Here is an 18213-nt window from a genome sequence, read left to right as displayed (position 1 = left end):
GTCCCGCCGTCGTAGTTGACGTAGTACGCGCCGCCCGTTCCCCCCGCGGCCCAGGCCGAACCGGCTCCGTAGCGGCGGGCCCACAGCTCGCGCCGGTCCTTGACCTTCTTCCGCGCGGCCGGCGCAGCGCGTTCGTTGACCAGCCCGGCGGCCCACACGTCCTCAGCGCGGCCCGGTGCGGTCGTCAGCCGCCGCCGCCGTTGCATCAGCAAATATGCGGCGACGATCATCGCCACTCCCCCGACGGCGACCGCCGTCAAGATCACCCCCGTGCTCATGGCTGAAGATTACGCCGCGACAGCCCCTGCGCATACAGTGAAAACATGTTGCGGCGGCGGGTGGATCCGTTGACCCGGGCGGACTCCGCGGTGACCCGGCTCGAGCTGCCCCCAGCGGTGTTCAAGACGTGTCCGTGGCAACCTCGCGAGCTGGTGGAGACCGGTTTGCGGCAGTGGTTGCGCTGTTGTGCCGCCGCGTTGCGCGACGACCAGGTGATCGGCATGCCGTCACATGCCGTCGACGAGGCGTGGCACGGCCTGATCCTCTGCACGGCACGATATTCGGCGTTCTGCGAGGAGGCGTACGGCCGCTTCCTGCACCACCATCCCGAGGGCGGTGCGCCGCCGGGTGCGCGCCATGACCCGCTCGCGGATCAGTTGCGGCGCACCGTCATCGCCTGGTCGATGGTCGCCGGACCCCGCGAGAGCTGCGTGCTGTGGGACCTCGACCGCCGGGTCGGCGTTGCCGAACCGTGGGGCCTCGACCTCGGGCGGGTCGCCGAGATCGAGGCCGCCATGGCCGGGCTGCGCTGACGCTCAGTCGAACTCCGGCGCCTCGGTGCGGGTGCGCTTGAGTTCCCAGAAGTGCGGATATGACGCGAAGATCACCGACGCGTCCCACAGCTTTCCGGCCTCCTCGCCACGCGGGATGCGGGAGAGCACCGGACCGAAGAAGGCGACGCCGTTGATGTGGATGGTCGGGGTGCCGACGTCCTCGCCGACGGCGTCCATCCCCTCGTGGTGGCTGGTGCGCAGCGCCTCGTCGTACTCGTCGCTGTTCGCCGCCTCGGCCAGCTCGGCCGGGAGACCCACCTGCTCGAGCGCCTTGGCGATCACGTCACCGAAGTCCTTGTTGCCCTCGTTGTGGATCAGCGTGCCCATCGCGGTGTAGAGCGGGCGCAGGATCTCGCGGCCCTTGAGCTGCTCCGCGGCGATGGCGACGCGAACCGGGCCCCAGGCCTTCTTCATCATCTCGAGGTACTCCTCGGGCAGGTCGCGTCCCTCGTTGAGCACCGCGAGGCTCATCACCCGGAATTCGACCTCGATATCACGCACCTTCTCGACCTCGAGGATCCAGCGCGAGGTGATCCAGCACCACGGGCACAGCGGGTCGAACCAGAATCCTGCGACATCTTTCCCGGCCATTGACAGTCCTCTCGGTTTTCACGGGTGCACTCCGCTCAACACAACTGAGCTCGTCTCGCCGGTGTTCCCCTCGGCGGCGATCAGCATGCATTGCGGTTCGCCGCCGACGCGACGCGCTTTGGTGGGTGAATCTTGACCGAAGCGTGTTGTTGCTGTGACTGAAGTGAACCAGTGTTGCTCGAGTACACGGAGCGGCCTCGACCGGACTCCCACCCCTGGACGAGGAGCAGCGATGCCGGCAGCAGTCAATCGACGATGGGCGCTCATCGGCGCCTCCGCGCTGGTCGCGGGAGCCACCCTGTTCGCACCGCCGGCCGCGGCCGACCCGGTCGACGACGCCTTCCTCACCGCGCTCAACCGCGCCGGGGTGGGCTACGGCAATCCCGCCGACACCGTCGAACTCGGCAAGCGGGTGTGCCCGATGCTGGTGGAACCGGGCAAGAACTTCGCGAAGGTGGTCTCCACCGTCCGCAACGACGGCGTCCCACCGGAGATGGCCGCGTTCTTCGCCGGCATCGCCATCCAGATGTACTGCCCGTCGATGATGTCCAAGGTGGGCACCGGCGACTTCCTCGGATGGCTGGGGAACCCGGGTCTGCGGTGAGGCCGCACCGCGACTGACCTCGCCCGGCCCTCTGCCCCGACCTTCCGGCGCCGCGCCCACTAGGGTTGGCGGTCGTGGCACTCCCGAATCTGACCCGCGATCAGGCCGCCGAGCGCGCCGCCCTCGTCACGGTGAACTCCTACCGCATCGACCTCGACCTCACCGACGGTGACGGCAAACCCGGCGAGGGCACGTTCCGCTCGGTGACCACCGTCGAGTTCGACGCCCTGGCCGGCGCCGACACCTATCTCGACCTGGCCGCCGACACAATCCGCGGCGCCACCCTCAACGGCCGGGACCTCGACGTCTCGGGCTACGACGAGGCCACCGGCATCGCGCTGACCGGGCTGGCCGAGCACAACGTCGTGGTGGTCGACGCAGACTGCCGCTACTCCAACACCGGTGAGGGCCTGCACCGTTTCGTCGACCCTGTGGACGGCGAGGTGTACCTGTACTCACAGTTCGAGACCGCGGACGCCAAGCGGATGTTCGCGTGCTTCGACCAGCCCGATCTCAAGGCCACCTTCGACGTCACCGTGACCGCGCCGGCGCACTGGGAGGTGGTGTCCAACGGCGCCCTGGAGGCCACCCGCGACGACGGCGCGTCCAAGACCCACAGCTATGTGACGACGCCGCGGATGAGCACCTACCTGGTGGCGTTGATCGCCGGGCCGTACGCCCGCTGGGACGACCTCTACCGCGACGAGCACGGCGAGATCCCGCTCGGCCTGTTCTGCCGGCGGTCGCTCGGCGAGTTCATGGACGCCGAGCGGCTGTTCACCCAGACAAAGCAGGGTTTCGGCTTCTATCACCGCAACTTCGGCGTGCCCTACGCCTTCGGCAAGTACGACCAGCTGTTCGTGCCGGAGTTCAACGCGGGCGCGATGGAGAACGCCGGCGCGGTCACGTTCCTCGAGGACTACGTGTTCCGCAGCAAGGTCACCCGCGCGTCTTACGAGCGCCGCTGCGAGACGGTGCTGCACGAGATGGCGCACATGTGGTTCGGCGATCTGGTGACCATGCAGTGGTGGGACGACCTGTGGCTCAACGAGTCGTTCGCGACGTTCGCCTCGGTGCTGTGCCAGGCCGAGGCGACGGAGTTCACCGAGGCGTGGACCACGTTCGCCAACGTGGAGAAGTCGTGGGCGTACCGCCAGGACCAGTTGCCCTCGACTCATCCGGTCGCCGCAGACATCCCCGACCTGCACGCGGTCGAGGTCAACTTCGACGGCATCACCTACGCCAAGGGCGCCAGCGTGCTCAAGCAGCTCGTCGCCTACGTCGGGCTGGAGTCGTTCCTCGCAGGCCTGCGCGACTACTTCCGCGATCACGCGTTCGGCAACGCCACGTTCGGCGATCTGCTGGGCGCGCTGGAGAAGGCGTCGGGCCGTGACCTGTCCGGCTGGGGCAGGCAGTGGCTCAAGACCACCGGGCTCAACACGCTGCGCGCCGACTTCGACCTCGACGCCGACGGACGCTTCACCCGGTTCGCCATCGACCAGAGCGGCGCCGCGCCCGGCGCCGGCGAGACCCGCGTGCACCGGCTCGCTGTCGGCGTGTACGACGACGATGAGGTCACCGGCAAGCTGGTGCGGGTGCACCGCGAGGAACTCGACATCGAGGGTTCGACGACCGATGTGCCAGCATTGCAAGGTGTTTCGCGTGGCAAGCTGATCGTCGTCAACGACGACGACCTGACGTACTGCTCGCTGCGGCTCGACCCCGATTCGTTGCAGACGGTGCTCACCCGCATCGCCGACATCGGCGAACCGCTGCCGCGCACCCTGGCATGGTCGGCCGCATGGGAGATGACCCGCGAGGCCGAACTCAAGGCGCGCGACTTCGTCGCCCTGGTGATGAGCGGACTGCACGCCGAGTCCGAGGTGGGCGTGGCCCAGCGTCTGGTGCTGCAGGCGCAGACGGCGCTGAACTCCTACGCCGACCCGGCGTGGGCGAGCGCCGACGGGTGGCCGGCTTTCGGCGACCGCCTGCTCGACCTGGCGCGTGAAGCGGCGCCGGGGTCGGATCACCAGCTGGCGTTCGTGAACGCCCTGTGCGCGTCGGTGCTGTCCCGCAACCATGTCGCCGTGCTGGCGACGCTGCTGGACAACGAACCGGCCGCGGTCAACCTGTCCGGCCTGGTCATCGACACCGACCTGCGCTGGCGGATCGTCACCGCACTGGCCGCCAGCGGCGATCTGGACGCCGACGGTGTCGAGACGCCGTTCATCGACGCCGAGGCCGAGTCCGACCCGACCGCCGCGGGCAGGCGCAACGCCGCCGCGGCCGCTGCGGCCCGTCCGCAGACCGCCGTGAAGGACGGCGCGTGGCAGCAGGTGGTCGAGGACGACACGCTGGCCAACATCACCGCCCGCGCCATCATCGGCGGCTTCGTCCGGCCCGGTCAGCAGCAGCTGCTGGCGCCGTTCACCCAGCGCTACTTCGACGCGATCTCCGGGGTGTGGGAGCGGCGGTCCAGCGAGGTGGCCCAGACCGTGGTCGTCGGGCTGTACCCGGCATCGGACATCAGCCAGGAGGCGATCGACGCCGCCGACCGCTTCCTCGCCGGCGACGTCCCGCCCGCACTGCGCCGGCTGGTGGTCGAAGGCCGCGCCGGCGTGGAGCGTGCGCTGCGGGCCCGGAAGTTCGACGTCTCGTAACGGCGCGGGACCGTTCCCCGCCCTACATCCGTGAGTAGCGGGTGAGCGTGAGGCTGTACAGCCCGTACGCGCCGAAGCCGACGGCCGCGCCGATCAGCAGCATCGTGCCGCCCTGCGTCCCACCCAGCGCCTTGACCGCGGCATCGAGCCCGGCCGCCTTCGAGGGGTCGACGTCGACGGCGGCGACGACCAGCAGCACCCCCGCGATGGCAAGCACGGTTCCCTCGGCGACGTAGCCGAACAGGCCGAGGACGACGATCAGCGGGCTCACCGGACCCGTCAGGTCGGCGAGGAAACGCCGCGACGCGCCCTTGTAGGCGTAGTAGCCGCCGATGACGGCGACCACCACTCCCGCCACGATCAACACCGTCTGACCCGGCACGGTGTGCATCAACCGGGAACTGATGCCGGTGTTCTGGTCGCGGCTCGACTCACGGTCGCCGGTGGCGAACCGGACAGCGGTGACCATGACGCCGCAATAGACGAGGAGCAGCCCGAAGGCCTTCAGCCGGTTCAGCTTTCCCGCGTCGTCACGATTCGGGTCATGGCTCTCGGCCGGGTGCAGACCGATCAGCGACTCGGCGAGCCGCCACAACATCAGTGGCACGAGCGCCACCACGATGACCCACAGCGCGATCTCGCCGCCGCGGGTCTCCGCGACCGTCGCCAGCGCACCCGAGGGGTCGGCGTCGCCGTGGTGGCCGAGGGCGATCCGCACGATGACGTAGGCGATCAGCAGATGCAGCAGCCCGCTGACCACGTACCCGGACCGCGCCGCGGTCTGCAGGCCGTCATGTCGGGTAGCCCTGTGGACCACCGAACCTCGCCGCATCGATCACCTCTCCGCGGCAGCCCCTGCACCCGCGGGCCAAGCGATACCCGTTGCGGGCAGCGCGAAAACAGCCGGCGAGCGCGGGAAGGTGCGGTTAGGTCAGCGGGGCGAGACGCCGGCGGTCAGCACCCGCACCGCGCTGATCAGGCCGTCGATCAGGTTGCCGTCCTTGAACGACGCCGCGGCGGCCGACACCCCCAACGGAGCGGCCTCCTCGATGCCGCGGCCCTTGACCCTCGAGCCGTACACCACCTCGATGGCGTGCTGATCCGGCGAGACGGCCAGCAGCACGGCGTTGTCGGGCGTCGGCACCTTCGCCAGGAGTTCCCGCGCCGTCGCCGCGGTGTCCGCGCCGAGATCGCCGATGTAGACCGCGAAACGAGCCTTGGCCGCCCGCGAGCCGTACTTCAGCGCGTCGTCGAGCACCACCAGGTCCTTGGTCGGGAACGGGTAGTGCACCGACAGCTCGCCGGGTTCGGTCACCCCGGACAGCCGTCCGCTCGTGGTCAGCGCCCAGCCGTGGGGAAGGTCGAGTTCACCGCGCGTGACGGGCGCGATCTCACCACTTGCCACTTGCGCCGCCTCCTACCGTCAGGTGATCGCCGTGTCCACCGTGTCCGTGGTCGGCAGGTTCTTCGGCCGCCCAGAGGATCGGCGCATGCGTCCACGGCTCGGACATGTTGTAGCTCGCCGGATGAGGACCCTTGCCGCGCCAGATCAGGAGGGCCAGCACGGCGGTCAGTCCCAACGGCACCAGGACGAACAGAGAGTGCATCAGCGGTGTGCTCACGAGCAAACCGTATCCCACACCGGCTTCAGGCCGCGCCCTCACCCAGGTATCGCACCCAGGCGGGATCGAGCTCCTTCACCGACGACAGCAGACGCCAGTGCTGCCCCTTCGGCGGCAGCGGCGTCGACCGCAGGCTCCAGCCCAGTTCGGTGAGCAGATGGTCGGCCTTGCGGTGATTGCACTCCGAGCAGGCCGCCACGCAGTTCTCCCAGGAGTGGTCCCCGCCGCGGCTGCGCGGGATCACGTGGTCGACGGTGTCGGCCTTCGCGCCGCAGTAGGCGCAGCGGAACCGGTCACGGTGCATCAGCGCCGCCCGCGTCATCGGGATGCGGGCGCGATACGGCACCCGCACGAAGCTGCGCAACCGGATCACCGAGGGCACCACGATGGTGCGGGTGGCCGAGTGGATCACCGGCCCGTTGGGGTCGTCGTGCACCACGTCGGCCTTGCCGCACATCAGCATGATCACCGCCCGGCGCATGGGAAGGGCGGTCAACGGCTCGTAGGTCGAGTTCAGCAGCAGCACCCGGCGGCGACCCCATACGGAGGCTTCGCGGACGACCGGTGGGGAGGTCTCGACACTGTGCAGGGCGCGCGTCGGCGCAGTGGTGGTCGCGGACCCTGTGGGACCCGCCGCGGTTCCGGGACTCCGGTGACCGCGGCTTTTCTTGCGCTGCGCCATTCGTCCTCCGAGGAGACAGTCCACCATGGATCGGCGCCGATCGCACGACAATTCTGCGAGTGTTCGCAGGTCAGTCCGGTGAATTCCGGGTGACATCACCGGCTGACCGGCCGTTACGGGCCAGGGGCCACAATGGATGCGTGACGCAACCACAACGCTCGTTCTACGACGAAGTCGGTGGCCACGAGACCTTCCACGCCCTGGTGCGGCGGTTCTACGAGCTGGTCCGCGACGACGAGATCCTGCGCCCGCTCTACCCGGAGGACGAGCTCGACGCCGCCGAGGTGCGGCTGCGAATGTTCCTCGAGCAGTACTGGGGCGGCCCCCGAACCTATTCCGACCAGCGCGGCCACCCGCGGCTGCGGATGCGGCACGCGCCGTTCCGGATCGGCTTCATCGAACGCGACGCCTGGTTGCGCTGCATGCACACCGCCGTCGCCGAGATCGACGCGAACACCCTCGACGACGCGCACCGCCGCGAGCTGCTGGCCTACCTGGAGATGGCGGCCCAGAGCATGGTCAACTCGTCGTTCTGAGCGGCTCCCGCGCGACGTCGGCACAATTGATGCAATGACTGAGAGTGCGACGAACGAGCAACAGCCCTGGTGGTCCCGAGCGGTGTTCTATCAGGTGTATCCGCGTTCGTTCGCCGACAGCGACGGCGACGGCGTCGGCGACCTGGACGGGGTGACCGCGCGACTCGACCACCTGCAGCGCCTCGGCGTCGACGCGATCTGGCTCAACCCGGTCACCGTCTCCCCCATGGCCGACCACGGCTACGACGTCGCCGACCCACGCGACGTCGACCCGCTGTTCGGCGGCATCGACGCACTCGACCGGCTGGTCGAGGCGGCCCACGGCCTCGGCATCAAGATCACGATGGACCTGGTGCCCAACCACACCAGCTCGGCTCACCCGTGGTTCCAGGCCGCGCTGGCGTCGAGCCCCGGCAGCGAGCAGCGGGCGCGCTATCTGTTCCGCGACGGCAGCGGCCAGGACGGCCTGCACCCGCCCAACAACTGGGTGTCGGTGTTCGGCGGTCCCGCCTGGACACGGGTGGTCGAGGCCGACGGCAATCCGGGCCAGTGGTACCTGCACCTGTTCGACTCCGAACAGCCGGACCTCAACTGGGACAACCCCGAGGTGTTCGACGACCTGGAGAAGACGCTGCGGTTCTGGCTCGAACGCGGCATCGACGGCTTCCGCATCGATGTCGCGCACGGCATGTCGAAGCCGGCGGACCTGCCCGACATGACCAGCGCCGAGAACAAGCTGCTCTCCGACACCGAGCGCGACCCCCGCTTCAACCACGCCGGCGTGCACGACATCCACCGCGGCATCCGCGCGGTACTCGACGAATACCGCGACGCCGTCGCCGTCGGCGAGGTCTGGGTGTACGACAACGCCGAGTTCGCGGCGTACCTGCGCCCCGACGAGCTGCACCTCGGCTTCAACTTCCGGCTGGTCCGCGCGGCGTTCGACGCCGGCGAGATCCACGACGCCATCGAGAACTCGCTGGCCGCGGTGGCACTCCAGAACGCGACGCCGACCTGGACGCTGTCGAACCACGACGTCGAGCGTGAGGTCACCCGCTACGGCGGCGGCCCGGTCGGGCTGGCGCGCGCGAAGGCCATGGCGCTGGTGATGCTGGCGCTGCCCGGGGCGGTGTTCGTCTACAACGGTGAGGAACTCGGCCTACCCAACGTCGAACTGCCCGACGAGGTGCTGCAGGATCCGGTGTGGCTGCGTTCCGGCGGCACCGAACGCGGCCGCGACGGCTGCCGTGTGCCGATGCCGTGGTCGGGTGAGGCGCCGCCGTTCGGGTTCTCCGAGTCGGCAGACACGTGGCTGCCCATCCCGCCGGAATGGTCGGAGCTCACGGTGCAGAAGCAGTCCGCCGATGACGGCTCGACGCTGGCGTTCTTCACCACCGCCCTCCGGTTGCGGCGCGAGAGAACGGAATTCGACGGCTGGTCGGTCGAGTGGCTCGACTCGGCGCCCGACACCCTGGCGTTCCGGTTGCCCGGCGGCCTGAGCTGCGTCCTCAACGCAGGCACGGAGCCGGCCGAGCTGCCCGACGGCGAGTTGCTGTTCGCGAGCGCACCGCTCGTGGCCGGTGCGCTGCCGCCCGACGCCGCCGCCTGGCTGGTCTGACGCGCCGGCTCAGCGCAGCACCAGGGCGGGATCGCCGCGACGGCGGTACACCGATCCGAAGCGGGCGTCGATGCGCAGCCACGTCGGCAGCACCCGGACCCGGACGATCTCGTCGGCGGCCACCGCCTCCCCCGACTGCGGCAGGAATCCCATCGCCGTCAACGCGAAGACGCACCGCATCGGGATGCCGACGCTGTCGTCGGCCGAACTGACCGCCACCACCTCCTGGTCGAGCAGCGACGCGGGCGGGCCGTGGGCGCTGCTGTGCTCCTTGGCCAGTTCGGCGCCGCGTGCCGCCAAGTCCAGCACCACCCGGGCGGGCACGTCGTCGAGATGGACGAAGCCGCTGTCGGGCGGCAGTCCGCCCCGCCACGCCGAATCCATCGGGAAGCCGGTGTCGACGAACCCGTCGGCACCCGCCGCAGTCAAGCCGTGAGCGAGCGCGTCGGCGCCCGCACTGAGGTCCGCGGGCCGCGCCCGCCCGGCGACCACCCGGCTGGCCAGCACGTCGAAACCGGTTGCCACCCAGGCGACGATCTGGTCGGGTGAGCGCTCCCGCAGCCGGATGACGGCGGCTTCGTCGAGGCGCAGCGCACGGTCGACGAAGATGGCGAGATCGTCGCGATGCCGGGCGTCGTGGAGCCAGATGCCGCGTTCGTGGGCGCTCATCGCAGATGACGCTGCAGGTAATCCCTCTGCGCGGCGGTCAGGCGCTCGAGCCGTTGCTCCTGGATGTGCACGGCCGCGAGCTGGGTGTCGGCGATCACCGCCGGCTTGGAGTCCGGCGCGGCGCCGACGGAGCGGACCTCGTACCCCACTGTGAAGTCCACCGCGCGAACGCGTTTCGACCACATCGTCACCTGCAGCGGCGAATCCACCAGCCGCAGCTGACCCTTGTAGACGATGTTCACCTCGGCGATCAGCAGTCCGATGGTCGTGATGTTGTCGCCGAAAGGCTCGCGCAGGAAGGGGATCCGCGCCTCCTCCAGGAGGGTGACCATGGTGGCGTGGTTGATGTGCTGGTACATGTCGATGTCCGACCAGCGCACATGCACCGGTGCGGTGAACCCTACGGCCGTCATCCGGCTCCTGTTCCGCTCGTGCGAGTCATGCTGCGGATCTGGCGGGCCGCCACCGAAAGCGTGGCCAGATCGCGCTCGTCGTCCTCGTAGATCTCGGTGAGGGTGCGCCGCGCCCGCGCGACCCGCGAACTGTTGGTCGCCTCCCACTCGGCGATCTTCTCCTCGCCGTTCTCCTCGACCTCGCCGACGGCCAGCACGTCGAAGCACAGCGCCCGAAGCGAGCCGTAAATATCGTCTCGGATCGCCAACCGCGCCAACGAATGCCAGCGGTCACCGCGCGGCAGCTGCGACACCGCGGTGAGCAGCGCATCGGTGTTGAGGTGGTCCATCAGGGCGAAATAGGTGTCGGCGACCTCGGCGGGTTCGCGGTCGACGATGTCGGCGATGTCGATGATGTCGAGCAGGCTGAACTGGTACAGCCCGCTGGCCACGATGTAGGCCAGGTCCTCCGAGGCGCCGTTGCGACAGAAGTCGGCGGCCTCCTTGTCGACGATGGCCTCGTCGTCTCCGCGCAGCCACTCGCGCATGCGAGGCGTGAGCGACTCGACCTTCTTGGCGAACCGGTTGATCTCCGCGCCGACGGCCAGCGGCTGCGGCCGGTAGTTGAGCAGCCACCGTCCGGCCCGGTCGACCAGCCGGCGGAGATCGAGCGTCATCCGGTCGGACACCGACACCGGCATGTCGGTGGCGCGGATCTGCCGCCACACCTCACCGATCCGGAAGATCTCGTTGGTGGCGACAAAGCTGCGCACCGCGTCGGTCGGCCCGACGCCGGCGTCCTCGGTGATGCGGTAGGCGTAGGTGATGCCGCTGGTGTCGACCAGGTCGTTGACGAGCATCGTGGTCACGATCTCGCGGCGCAGCTCATGGTTGCGGATGTCGGCGCCGTAGCGCTCCCGAAGCGTGGACGGGAAGTACGTCGGCAGTCTCGACGCGAACACCTCCTGGTCGGGCAGGTCGCCGACCAGCAGGTCGTCCTTGAGCGCCAGCTTGACGTGGGCCATCAGGGTGGCGAGCTCCGGCGAGGTCAGACCGATCCCGGCCTCCAGCCGCCTGCGGATCTCCTTCTCCGACGGCAGCGCCTCCAGTTCGCGGTTGAGCCCCTTGTCGGCGACGAAGTCCTTGATCATCCGGGCGTGCACGGGAAGCAGGCTGGCGGCGTTGGCGCGGCTGGTGCCCATCAGGTCGTTCTGATCCTCGTTGTCCGCCAGCACCAGCCGACCGACCTCGTCGGTCATCGACACCAGCAGATCGGTGCGGTCGGCGGGGTCGACCTTGCCCGCGGTGACCAGCGAGTCGATCAGGATCTTGATGTTGACCTCGTGGTCGGAACAGTCCACACCGGCGGAGTTGTCCAGCGCGTCGGTGTTGATCCGCCCGCCGGCGAGGTCGTACTCGATGCGACCCAGCGAGGTCACGCCGAGGTTGCCGCCTTCGCCGATCACCTTGGCGCGCACCTGGTTCCCGTTGACTCGCACCGGATCGTTGGCGCGGTCGCCGACGTTCGAGTCGGCCTCGGTCTCGGCCTTGACGTAAGTGCCGATGCCGCCGTTGAACAGCAGGTCGACCGGGGCCTTCAGGATCGCCTTGATCAACTCGGGCGGCGACATCTCCTCGGCATCACCCTCGATGCCGAGGGCGGCACGCACCTGCGGGCTGACCGGTATGGACTTCTGCTGGCGCTGGTAGACGCCGCCGCCCTCGCTGAGCAGTGAGGTGTCGTAGTCCTCCCACGACGAGCGCGGCTGGTCGAACAACCGCTTGCGCTCGTCCCAGGACGACGCCGCGTCGGGGTCGGGGTCGAGGAACACGTGCCGGTGGTCGAAGGCGGCGAGCAGCCTGATGTGCTTCGACAGCAGCATGCCGTTGCCGAATACGTCGCCGCTCATGTCGCCGACACCGACGACGGTGAAGTCCTCGCTCTGGGTGTCGACTCCCATCTCGCGGAAGTGCCGTTTGACCGACTCCCATGCGCCCTTGGCGGTGATGCCCATCGCCTTGTGGTCGTAGCCCACCGACCCACCGGAGGCGAAGGCATCCCCCAGCCAGAAGTCGTACGAGCCGGCCACCTCGTTGGCGATGTCGGAGAAGGTGGCGGTGCCCTTGTCGGCGGCCACCACCAGGTAGGCGTCGTCGCCGTCGCGGCGGATCACCTCAGGCGGGGTGACCACGTCGCCGCTGGCCTTGTCGACGTTGTCGGTGACGTCGAGAAGTCCGCTGATGAACAGCCGGTAGCAGGCGATGCCCTCGGCGCGCTGCGCATCCCGGTCGGTGGCCGCGTCACCGGTCAGGTCGGGGGGCTGCTTGACGACGAAGCCACCCTTGGCGCCGACCGGGACGATGACGGCGTTCTTGACCGCCTGCGCCTTGACCAGGCCGAGGATCTCGGTGCGGAAGTCCTCCCGCCGGTCCGACCAGCGCAGCCCGCCGCGGGCGACGTGCCCGAACCGCAGGTGCACGCCCTCCACCCGAGGTGAGTAGACGAAGATCTCGAACTTCGGTCGCGGCAGCGGCAATTCGTCGATGAGGCGCGGATTCAGCTTGAGCGCCAGCACGTTCTGCGCCCGCGCCGACTCCGCCGCGGTGACGAAGTAGTTGGTGCGCAGGGTCGCTTCGATCATCGAGGCGAACGCCCGCAGCACGCGGTCGGTGTCGAGGCTGACCAAAGCGTCGATGTCGGCGGTGACGGCCGCCGCGGCCTTCTGTGCGTCGCGACGCTTGTTCGAGCCGCCGTCCTGTCCTGCGCCCGGGTTGAACAGCGCCTCGAACAGTCTGACGAGTGAGCGCGCGGTGCCGGCGTTGTCGTTGATCACCGACTCGATGTGGGATTGGCTGTACGGAAAGCCGGCCTGCCGTAAGTATTTCGCGTAGGCCCGCAGGATGACCACCTGCTGCCAGGTCAGGCCGGCGCGCAGCACCAGTTCGTTGAAGCGGTCGATCTCCATGCGGCCGTGCCAGATCGCGGTGACGGCGTCGGCGAAACGGGCCTCCATCGCCTCCTGCTCGGCGCCCGCCGGCGCGTCGGGGATGCTGCGGTGCGGCGTCACCCGGAACTGGTAGATCCACACGGCGAGCCCGTCGGCCCGCTTCACCGTGAACGGCCGCTCCTCGAGCACCACCACACCCATCGACTGGAGCATCGGCAGCAGCTGGCTCAGCGACGCCGACCGGCCGCCCAGATACCAGGTCAACTGCCCCACCCGGTCCTCGCCGCCCTCGGCGAACACCAGCTTGACCGAATCGTCGGTGAGTTCCTCGATGATCGCGATGTCGTCGATCGCGTCCAGCGGGTCGACGGCCTGCTTGTAGTCCTCGGGGAATGCCACCGCGTAGTGCTCGGCGGTGCCCTGGGCGATCGAACCGCTGCGCACCGCGCCGGTCAGCCGGTCGGCCCAGGTGCGGGCCGCCGCGGTCAGCAGGTCCTGGATCCGGCTCTCGTTCTCCGCCGAGGTGTCGACGCGGGCGGGTTGCTCCGAATGTGGCAGCCGGACGTTGAAGTGCACCACCGCCCAGGGTGACTCGCTCACCCTGGCGGTGTAGTCGATGCTCTCGCCGCCGAGTTCGCGAACGAGGATGTCCTGCATCTCCAGGCGGACCGCCGTCGTGTAGCGGTCGCGCGGCAGATACACCAGACACGACACGAAGTGCGCGAGGTGGTCGGCCCGCAGGAACAGCAGCGCACGGCGGCGCGAGCCCAGCTCCACCACCGCCATCGCCATGTCGAGCAGCTCCTGGGCGCTCAACGTGAGCAGCTCGGGGCGGGGCACGGTCTGGATGACGTCGAGCAGCAACTGGCCGGGATGGCCGGGGTCGCGTTTGGCCAGCGCCAGCGCGTCGTTCACGCGTCGGCATGCCAACGGGATCTCGGTGACGTTGGCATTGAGCGCGGCCACCGTGAACAGGCCGACGAAGCGGTGCTCGACCGTGTCATCGCTGCCGGAGCCGTCGCGTTCGCGCACCACGACGATGTACGGGTAGGCGCCGTATCGCAGGTAGCTCGGGATGGTGGCCTGCGCCAGCACCAACAGGTCGTCGTCGGCGGCGAGCTGCGGCAGCACATCGGTGCGGCGCCGCAACACCCCGAGTCTGCTGTCGGGGTCGACGGAGGCCCGGCCGTCGGTCACCGGGCAGCGCTGGCAACCCAGCAGCACGAAGTGGCCGTCGGCCAGCCAGCGCATCAGCGCGGCGACGTCCTTGCGTTCGGCACCGGGGAAACGACCGCCGGAGTCGTCCTCCACCTCGTCGGCCAGGCCGTTGAGGGTGGCCACCATCGCGTCCGCGTCGAGGGCGACCTGCCGGGCGTCGGCCAGGATGTCCGGGAGCAGGCGCTTCGCCTCGGCGAGCGCGTCGCGGTCGGTCTCACCGCTGAGCGCGATGTGCACCCACGCCTCGTGGGTGTCGGTGTCCGAGGCATCGGCGTCGGCGGCATCGGCGTCGGCGGCATCGGCGTCGGCGGGCGCGATGTCCAGCAGGTCTCCGTCAGCGCTGCGTCGCACCCGGAAGACCGGGTTCATGATCGCGCGGTAGGCCACGCCGAGACGGTGCAACAGCACGGTCACCGAATCCATCAGCAGCGGCGCGTTTTCGGTGACGATCTGCAGGGCCGGACCGACTCCGGCGTCGTCGGCGACGGGATGGGTGGCAACCAGCGTCTCGCCCGGCGAGCGATGCCGGCCGAGCCGGTAGTGCGAATCCACCAATTCCGATGACACCGCCCGCTCCGCGGAGGCCTGGTCGTCGGCGCCGGGCTCCGACGACTCGTCGTGGATCCCGCGGAACGCGGCGACGAACGCGCCGGCCAACCGCTTCGCGGTGTCGGGATCGGGTGTCTCCGTTGCGGGCTGCTCGTCCTGCGCGGCGCCACGTCCCGTCATCCGGATCACTCCTGACTCACACGTGCGCGCCGGCACTGGCACGCACGAGCGACCTTAGTCCGCCTCCGGTGCCGGAGGTCCCACACGGTGCGATCAGTCGCGTGTCAGCCGGCGATGGGTCACCCGGTGCGGCCGCGCCGCCTCCGCGCCCATCCGCTCGATCTTGTTCTCCTCGTAGCCGCCGAAGTTGCCCTCGAACCAGAACCACTTGGCCTCGTTGTCGTCGTCGCCCTCCCACGCCAGGATGTGCGTGCAGGTGCGGTCCAGGAACCAGCGGTCGTGGGAGATCACCACGGCGCAGCCCGGGAAGTTCTGCAGCGCGTTCTCCAGCGAGCTCAGGGTCTCGACGTCGAGGTCGTTGGTGGGCTCGTCGAGCAGGATCAGGTTGCCGCCGACCTTCAGGGTGAGCGCCAGATTCAGCCGGTTGCGTTCACCGCCGGACAGCACGCCGGCCGGCTTCTGCTGATCCGGGCCCTTGAACCCGAACGCCGACACGTAGGCCCGCGACGGAACCTCGTTCTGCCCGACCTCGATGTAGTCGAGCCCGTCGGACACCACTTCCCAGACGTTCTTCTTCGGATCGATCTGCGAACGGTTCTGATCGACGTAGCTCAACTTGACCGTCTCACCGACCTTCACGGTCCCGCTGTCGGGCTGCTCCAGGCCGACGATCGTCTTGAACAGCGTGGTCTTGCCGACGCCGTTGGGCCCGATGACCCCGACGATGCCGTTGCGTGGCAGCGAGAAGGACAGGTCCTTGATCAGCGTGCGACCCTCGAAGCCCTTGTCGAGGTGGTCGACCTCGACGACCACGTTGCCCAGCCGGGGCGGGGTCGGGATCTGGATCTCCTCGAAGTCGAGCTTGCGCGTCTTCTCCGCCTCGGTGGCCATCTCCTCGTAACGCTGCAGGCGGGCCTTGTTCTTGGCCTGACGGGCCTTGGCACCTGAGCGCACCCAGGCGAGCTCCTCCTGCAGTCGCTTGTGCAGCTTGGCGTCCTTGCGCCCCGAAACGGCGATGCGTTCGGCCTTCTTCTCCAGGTATGTCGAGTAGTTGCCCTCGTACGGGTACGCGTGGCCGCGGTCGAGCTCGAGGATCCACTCGGCGACGTTGTCGAGGAAGTACCGGTCGTGGGTGACCGCCAGGATGGCGCCCTTGTAGTCGGCGAGGTGGTGTTCGAGCCACAGAACGCTCTCGGCGTCCAGGTGGTTGGTGGGTTCGTCGAGCAGCAGCAGGTCGGGCTTGGACAGCAGCAGCCGGCACAGGGCGACGCGCCGTCGCTCACCACCGGAGAGGTGCGTGACGGGCTCGTCGGGCGGCGGGCAGCGCAGTGCGTCCATCGCCTGCTCGAGCTGCGAGTCGATGTCCCACGCGTCGGCCGCGTCGAGCTCCTCCTGCAGCGTGCCCATCTCTTCCATGAGCTCGTCGGTGTAGTCGGTGGCCATCAGCTCGGCCACTTCGTTGTACCGGTTGAGCTTGCCCTTGATCGCGACGCCGGCCTCGACGTTCTCTCGGACCGTCTTGTCCTCGTCGAGCTGCGGCTCCTGCATCAGGATGCCGACCGTCGCGCCGGGCGCCAGGTAGGCGTCACCGTTGTTGGCCTGGTCCAGGCCCGCCATGATCCGCAAGACGCTCGACTTGCCGGCCCCGTTCGGGCCGACGACGCCGATCTTGGCTCCCGGGAGGAAGTTCAGGTTGACGTCGTCAAGGATCACCTTGTCGCCGTGCGCCTTGCGGACCTTCCGCATCGTGTAGATGAATTCGGCCATGCCGGGGTTGTGCCTTTCGGTTGGCGGGTGATGCTCGCGGACCATCCTAGGCGTGGCCGGATGGCGCTAAGCGGTCAGTGGCAGCGGCTCGGACTCGTCCGGCGAAGCGTCGGCGGCGTCGCTGTCGGCGTCATCGCCGTCGGCGCCGCGTGCCTGCTGGTCGTCGGTGGCACTGTCGGGGTGCCTGCGGCTCTCGATCCGCACGATGCACCGGGACAGATCGGGTCCCACCGAGGTGGCGCGCACCTCCGTCGAGGTCCGGCGCACGCCTTCCTTGTCCTCGTACTCGCTGGTGTACACCTGTCCAACAACGATGACGGCGTCTCCCTTCCCGAGGGCGGCTCCGACGCCGGTCACCAGCTTGCCCCAGCAGCTGACGCTGACGAACAGCGAGTTGCCCGGCTCCCACTCGCCCTCGGCCGTGCGCCGGCGCGAGTTGCTGGCCACCCGGAACCGCATGACCTCCTGGTCACCGGCGCGGTGCCGGACCGGGTTGTTGACGATGTTTCCCACCACGGTGATCGGTGTCTCGAACATTCGGTGTGCCTTTCGCTAATGGTGCGGCGGCTGTGCGTCGCCGCTGCACCCATTGACCGCGGCGGCACCGACGGAAGCGGAGATCCGCGCCGCCGGAGGGCGGCGCCTGGGGATGAAGCCGGGACTGTGGATCGATCTGGCGGGCGGCTGGTCAGCGACCCTCGCGGCGGGCCAGTTCGGCCAGCATCGCGTTGTAGGCGGCCAGGTCGGCGTCGTCGTCGCGGTCGGCGGCGCGGTCGAGTCGCGTGGCGGTGCGCTGGTCGCTGCGCCGCCACTGGATCAGCAGGGCGATCATCACCAGCACCAGGGGTATCTCGCCGGCGGCCCACGCGACGCCGCCGCCCAACTTCTGGTCGCCGAGCAGATCGGTGTGCCAGCTCAGCTGCAGCGACCGGTAGAACGGCTCGGCCAGCACGCTCTGGGTGCCCATCAGCACGACCCCGAAGAAGGCGTGCAGCGGCAGGGACGCGAACACCATCGCCAGCTTGCCCAGTTGCGGGATGGGTCGCGGCGTCGGGTCGACGCCGATCACCACCCAGTAGAAGAGGTAGCCGGTCACCAGGAAGTGCACGTTCATCAGGACGTGGGCGGCGTGGCTGGTGACCGCGGAGTCGAAGATGCCGCCGAAGTAGAGGCCGTAGAAGCCGGCCACGAACAGCACCAGTGCCACGATCGGATTGGTCAGGAACCGCGACACCCGGGAATGCAGGGCGGCGAGCAGCCATTCGCGCGGACCGGGCGCGCCGCGGCCTGCGGTGGGCAGCGCCCGCAGCGCCAGCGTGGTGGGGCCGCCCAGCGCCAGCAGGA

The 18213-nt window shown here is 69.1% G+C and carries 17 protein-coding genes; 5 read left to right on the top strand and 12 right to left on the bottom strand.

Going from position 1 to position 18213, the window contains the following annotated elements; genetic code table 11:
* On the bottom strand, nucleotides 1-278 hold a 278-nt coding region (locus tag Q2100_RS11955), incomplete at its 3' end, for a hypothetical protein (protein ID WP_302914229.1).
* 45 nt (nucleotides 279-323) lie between these two features.
* Between Q2100_RS11955 and Q2100_RS11950 the strand changes: the two genes are divergently transcribed.
* The gene (locus Q2100_RS11950) at nucleotides 324-812 is read left to right on the top strand and encodes a UCP032817 domain-containing protein (protein ID WP_302914228.1); all 489 of its coding nucleotides are present in this window, start codon (nucleotides 324-326) and stop codon (nucleotides 810-812) included.
* A gap of 3 nt (nucleotides 813-815) precedes the next feature.
* Here Q2100_RS11950 and Q2100_RS11945 read toward each other — a convergent pair whose 3' ends face one another.
* Nucleotides 816-1424 (bottom strand): mycothiol-dependent nitroreductase Rv2466c family protein, encoded by a 609-nt coding sequence (locus tag Q2100_RS11945; RefSeq protein ID WP_302914227.1) that lies wholly within the window; start codon nucleotides 1422-1424, stop codon nucleotides 816-818.
* A 232-nt stretch (nucleotides 1425-1656) separates the two neighbouring features.
* Between Q2100_RS11945 and Q2100_RS11940 the strand changes: the two genes are divergently transcribed.
* Together Q2100_RS11940 and pepN are read left to right on the top strand one after the other, a co-directional pair.
* Nucleotides 1657-2028, top strand: a complete 372-nt coding sequence (locus Q2100_RS11940; protein ID WP_269893411.1) for a DUF732 domain-containing protein — start codon at nucleotides 1657-1659, stop codon at nucleotides 2026-2028.
* A 74-nt stretch (nucleotides 2029-2102) separates the two neighbouring features.
* Nucleotides 2103-4688 carry an aminopeptidase N gene (pepN, locus tag Q2100_RS11935; protein WP_302914226.1) on the top strand — a complete coding sequence of 862 codons (2586 nt, stop codon included), beginning with the start codon at nucleotides 2103-2105 and terminating at the stop codon, nucleotides 4686-4688.
* Between the two features lie 22 nt (nucleotides 4689-4710).
* On the opposite strand, the gene Q2100_RS11930 is transcribed toward pepN, so the two are convergent.
* From Q2100_RS11930 to Q2100_RS11915, 4 genes are all read right to left on the bottom strand, one after another.
* A complete protein-coding gene (locus tag Q2100_RS11930; protein WP_407667612.1) occupies nucleotides 4711-5520 on the bottom strand; it encodes a DUF1206 domain-containing protein in 810 nt (269 codons plus the stop codon).
* A 99-nt stretch (nucleotides 5521-5619) separates the two neighbouring features.
* Nucleotides 5620-6093, bottom strand: coding sequence for a DUF5130 domain-containing protein (locus Q2100_RS11925; protein ID WP_264015463.1), 474 nt, complete (start codon nucleotides 6091-6093; stop codon nucleotides 5620-5622).
* Entirely contained in the window at nucleotides 6080-6295 is a 216-nt protein-coding gene (gene ctaJ / locus Q2100_RS11920) for an aa3-type cytochrome oxidase subunit CtaJ (RefSeq protein ID WP_264015601.1), read from the bottom strand. The genes Q2100_RS11925 and ctaJ overlap by 14 nt, the downstream gene beginning before the upstream one ends.
* 40 nt (nucleotides 6296-6335) lie before the next feature.
* Nucleotides 6336-6992 carry an HNH endonuclease gene (locus tag Q2100_RS11915; RefSeq protein WP_264015464.1) on the bottom strand — a complete coding sequence of 219 codons (657 nt, stop codon included), beginning with the start codon at nucleotides 6990-6992 and terminating at the stop codon, nucleotides 6336-6338.
* A 140-nt stretch (nucleotides 6993-7132) separates the two neighbouring features.
* On the opposite strand from Q2100_RS11915, the gene Q2100_RS11910 reads away from it, so the two are divergent.
* Together Q2100_RS11910 and Q2100_RS11905 are read left to right on the top strand one after the other, a co-directional pair.
* A complete protein-coding gene (locus Q2100_RS11910; RefSeq protein ID WP_264015465.1) occupies nucleotides 7133-7528 on the top strand; it encodes a globin in 396 nt (131 codons plus the stop codon).
* Nucleotides 7529-7562: 34 nt separating this feature from the next.
* The gene (locus Q2100_RS11905) at nucleotides 7563-9146 is read left to right on the top strand and encodes a glycoside hydrolase family 13 protein (protein WP_302914224.1); all 1584 of its coding nucleotides are present in this window, start codon (nucleotides 7563-7565) and stop codon (nucleotides 9144-9146) included.
* A 9-nt stretch (nucleotides 9147-9155) separates the two neighbouring features.
* On the opposite strand, the gene Q2100_RS11900 is transcribed toward Q2100_RS11905, so the two are convergent.
* The 6 genes from Q2100_RS11900 to Q2100_RS11875 all read right to left on the bottom strand — a co-directional run.
* Complete coding sequence (locus tag Q2100_RS11900; RefSeq protein ID WP_302914223.1) at nucleotides 9156-9815, bottom strand: DUF8185 domain-containing protein; 660 nt, start codon at nucleotides 9813-9815, stop codon at nucleotides 9156-9158.
* Entirely contained in the window at nucleotides 9812-10228 is a 417-nt protein-coding gene (locus Q2100_RS11895) for an acyl-CoA thioesterase (protein WP_302914222.1), read from the bottom strand. The genes Q2100_RS11900 and Q2100_RS11895 overlap by 4 nt, the downstream gene beginning before the upstream one ends.
* Nucleotides 10225-15102, bottom strand: a complete 4878-nt coding sequence (locus tag Q2100_RS11890) for an NAD-glutamate dehydrogenase (protein WP_302914221.1) — start codon at nucleotides 15100-15102, stop codon at nucleotides 10225-10227. The genes Q2100_RS11895 and Q2100_RS11890 overlap by 4 nt, the downstream gene beginning before the upstream one ends.
* A 93-nt stretch (nucleotides 15103-15195) precedes the next feature.
* Nucleotides 15196-16869, bottom strand: a complete 1674-nt coding sequence (gene ettA / locus Q2100_RS11885) for an energy-dependent translational throttle protein EttA (protein ID WP_264015470.1) — start codon at nucleotides 16867-16869, stop codon at nucleotides 15196-15198.
* A gap of 66 nt (nucleotides 16870-16935) precedes the next feature.
* Nucleotides 16936-17406, bottom strand: a complete 471-nt coding sequence (gene ssb, locus Q2100_RS11880; RefSeq protein ID WP_264015471.1) for a single-stranded DNA-binding protein — start codon at nucleotides 17404-17406, stop codon at nucleotides 16936-16938.
* A gap of 151 nt (nucleotides 17407-17557) precedes the next feature.
* Nucleotides 17558-18213: cytochrome c oxidase assembly protein (locus tag Q2100_RS11875; protein ID WP_302914220.1), on the bottom strand; the 656-nt coding region annotated here is incomplete at its 5' end.

Origin of the sequence: Mycolicibacterium arseniciresistens (genome assembly GCF_030519285.1) — a bacterium.
Classification (GTDB): domain Bacteria; phylum Actinomycetota; class Actinomycetes; order Mycobacteriales; family Mycobacteriaceae; genus Mycobacterium; species Mycobacterium arseniciresistens.
The sequence above is the reverse complement of the archived record's forward strand: the minus strand, read 5'-3'. Positions and strand labels throughout refer to the sequence as shown.